At 26.0% G+C, this 3,044-nt stretch carries 5 protein-coding genes and 1 pseudogene; all 6 read right to left on the bottom strand.

Annotated features, from left to right (window positions below):
* The coding region (locus tag Q0J90_RS13655) for a hypothetical protein (protein WP_297278434.1) at positions 1 to 263 on the bottom strand (263 nt) is incomplete at its 3' end.
* A 102-nt stretch (positions 264 to 365) separates the two neighbouring features.
* Positions 366 to 431 (bottom strand): annotated as a pseudogene (locus Q0J90_RS14750) (HNH endonuclease); the annotation flags it as partial.
* A 45-nt stretch (positions 432 to 476) separates the two neighbouring features.
* Positions 477 to 695 (bottom strand): hypothetical protein, encoded by a 219-nt coding sequence (locus tag Q0J90_RS13650; protein ID WP_297278433.1) that lies wholly within the window; start codon positions 693 to 695, stop codon positions 477 to 479.
* A gap of 1 nt (position 696) precedes the next feature.
* Entirely contained in the window at positions 697 to 1,953 is a 1,257-nt protein-coding gene (locus Q0J90_RS13645; RefSeq protein ID WP_297278432.1) for a DEAD/DEAH box helicase, read from the bottom strand.
* A gap of 13 nt (positions 1,954 to 1,966) precedes the next feature.
* Complete coding sequence (locus Q0J90_RS13640) at positions 1,967 to 2,107, bottom strand: ribbon-helix-helix protein, CopG family (RefSeq protein ID WP_297278431.1); 141 nt, start codon at positions 2,105 to 2,107, stop codon at positions 1,967 to 1,969.
* 695 nt (positions 2,108 to 2,802) lie between these two features.
* On the bottom strand, positions 2,803 to 3,044 hold a 242-nt coding region (locus Q0J90_RS13635; protein ID WP_297278430.1), incomplete at its 5' end, for a hypothetical protein.

Here is a 3,044-nt window from a genome sequence, read left to right as displayed (position 1 = left end):
TCAGTAGTTGTTTGACTAGCAATTTCTTTAGCCTTATCAGAATGATATTGTCTAATCTTAGGATAAAAATAATCATAGAATTCGATACGAGCTTTTGTTCCATCGTCATCATAATTAAAATATATGTAATTTTCAGCGTACGATTTTATTACGGAATCTATTTCGACATCATTAGTTATAGAATCATAAATTTTATAAAGTAAATTTAAATACTTATATTTAGATTTATCAAATTTTGGCTCTATGTTGTTTATAAAATACAATCTTTGATCCTCTATAACTCTCTGGAACAATTGATAAGGATGGTTGTCGATCACGATAATTTTATGGATTTTTCTAGTTTGGTTATGTATTTGTTGTTTTGCTGTACTCCATCTTAAGTTTTCCAATCTGTTGTCATGCCTAACCCTATTTATATGATCAACCGTCATTCCTTCTTCAAAACTGTCTAATAAAAATGTTTGAGCTACAATTTGTTATCTACTAAAAGTTCTAGCAACACCATCATTATCTTTTATACTATTAGTTATGTAACCAAAATTGTTTTTTATGTCTACTAATTTTTCACGACGGTAATATAAGTTACCGTCTGTATCCACATAATAATCTTTTTTTGAAAAATCATAAATTTGTTTTATTTTTCTATTTACATCAAACCTCATAAGTTTAGTAATTCTTCTAACTTCGTATTCCATATTATTTGCATTCCTCCATTTTTATTTCACAATTACACCATTTTTCTAATAGTCCTCTCATTCTAAGTGATGGTATATATATGTTTATAGGCATTTGTTTTCTTATTCTGCTTCTAAACATCCACTGTAACAATTCTGATATTGCATACAAATCTTGATTTACTTCAACACCTCTTTTATTAAAAAAAGTTATTAGTGTTGGGTTTATAAATCTATTGTATATATAAGCCATTGAAATTTTATCAGAATATTCATTTGTTGCCCTAGCCGTCATTTCAACAAACCCTTTACTGTATGCACCACCTTTCAAACTATCTTCTAAAGACTTTAATGTTGTCCACATATTGTCTTGAGCTTTAGTTTTAACTATATTTCTAAAATAATTATATATATTATTTTTTATCTGTTTTAATATTTCTTTGTTATATTTTATCTTCTCAAAATAGGTTGAACTGAACGAAAACATGCTAAATTCATCGTTTAATTTTCCGTGATATATACTGATAAGATTTGCATATTCCTTAATCGTGTCATGTTGCAATTCAGATTTATATTCAACTAATTTATATTTTCCTTCCATACCTCTTTTGTTGTTCGTATTCATTAAACTAACTAACTTATATTTTACTCCACACGACTTATAATATGCGGCTTGAATTTGCCCTTCGAATAAGTATGTTAAAATATAAACATCTTTCATGCTTTTGAATATTTCACAAGGAAAAACCCAATAACATAATTTTTCTGATAAGTAATATATATTTCCAAGTTCACATAAATTTTTAATATCTGAAAATCTTCCTTCATACGACATATTATTCTTATTCCATATTACCTCATCAGTTTCTTGATTTATAGAGATATATTTTTTTTCTAAAAGCATTTCTCTATCTTCCTCAGTTAAACATATTGGTTGGACAACATTATGTACTTCGTCCATTATAAGAGTATACTTATGCTGTTTAAAAAACATAAATAAATCTTTAGATATACCATCGAAACAAGCGTGAGTAGCTACAATGCTTTTTCCGCTTGCCACTAAACTTGCAAAATTATCTCTTTTACCTTTGTCGTTAAATGCTAATGGTTGATATACTTTTACACCAGCCTTGTTGCATTCTTCCATGATTCTTTTAATTTCGTTCTTATAAGGTGTGATATAAATTGTTTTTTTATCCTTCTTTATATTGTTGATTAATTTTTGTATTCCAAAACTTGATTTTCCAGCTCCCATTATTGCATCAACAGCATATATCATAACTCATACACTCCTAAATTTTAATTTTTCTAGTTTTATAATAAGTTCTAATCATTAATTTTATTAAATAAGTCATAGGTGTGTTGTTTTCATCAGATAGTTCTTTTAACATATCATATGTCTCTTCATCAAGTCTAAGTGTAAATTTGTGCATTGATACCTCCTGTATACCATTTTTAATTTAAAAAAATATATTTTCATTACAACGTATTTTAAATAAAAAAAATAAAATTAATTTCCTTGTTTTTTAAAATTGGTTATATTATGGAATAAAATATTGTATTCATTAAATATTTTACATCTAGCAATTCTGATATATTTATTTTAAGACCCTTTGTTTTTTTATCCATAAAATATATGTATCTTTTTTTTTACTTAGCAATTCTAAATTTATAGTATTGAATTAAGACATATTATATATGCGTTTTTATAAGAAACTAATTATATGTCATATTACATATGAATAATCAAGGTGTGAGAATTTTATTTTTTTTAAAAAAATAATTTTATTTTTTATCTAATCTTTATTTTTCATAAGAATTTATTGAAGTTATAAAGTTATTAACTTAATTATACATAAAAAAAGTGAATTTTATTAATATTAGTCAAATTTAAATTTTATAGTTTTTTTTAGGTGTCTCTTTTTTTTATTTTCGGCGTTTCCCTAGCAGATAGCGTCGGCGTTCTCGCTTCCCTGGGGCGGAACGCCTCGCTCCTTGGAGCTTTTCAAATCAGGAAAAGACCCAGAAGAAACCAAAAACAAAACCTACAAATTGATAACAACATCTGGATGCTTACATTTTGTTTTTATCATAATGTTATTTTTCTGTAAATAAAAAGTGGATATGTTTAACATACCCATTGTAAATCATATTTATGAAGTTGAGATTTTTGCCATATCTTTTCAAAAGGAATAAATTCAGCATTACGATCGTCGTAAACTAAAGCATCTATTCTTATGTTTCTGTTTATTAGATATACAGCAGATTTGTAAGTTAAATATTGTTGATCTGATTTTATTACTATAGGAAATAAATCAAATTGATTATTATTTATTGTATGCATAAGCTCTAATGTGTTTTCTTTATCGA

The organism is uncultured Brachyspira sp. (assembly GCF_944390595.1).
In the GTDB taxonomy this organism is placed as follows: Bacteria; Spirochaetota; Brachyspiria; order Brachyspirales; family Brachyspiraceae; genus Brachyspira.
Note: the sequence above shows the minus strand (reverse complement) of the source record. Positions and strands in the feature narration are given on the sequence as shown.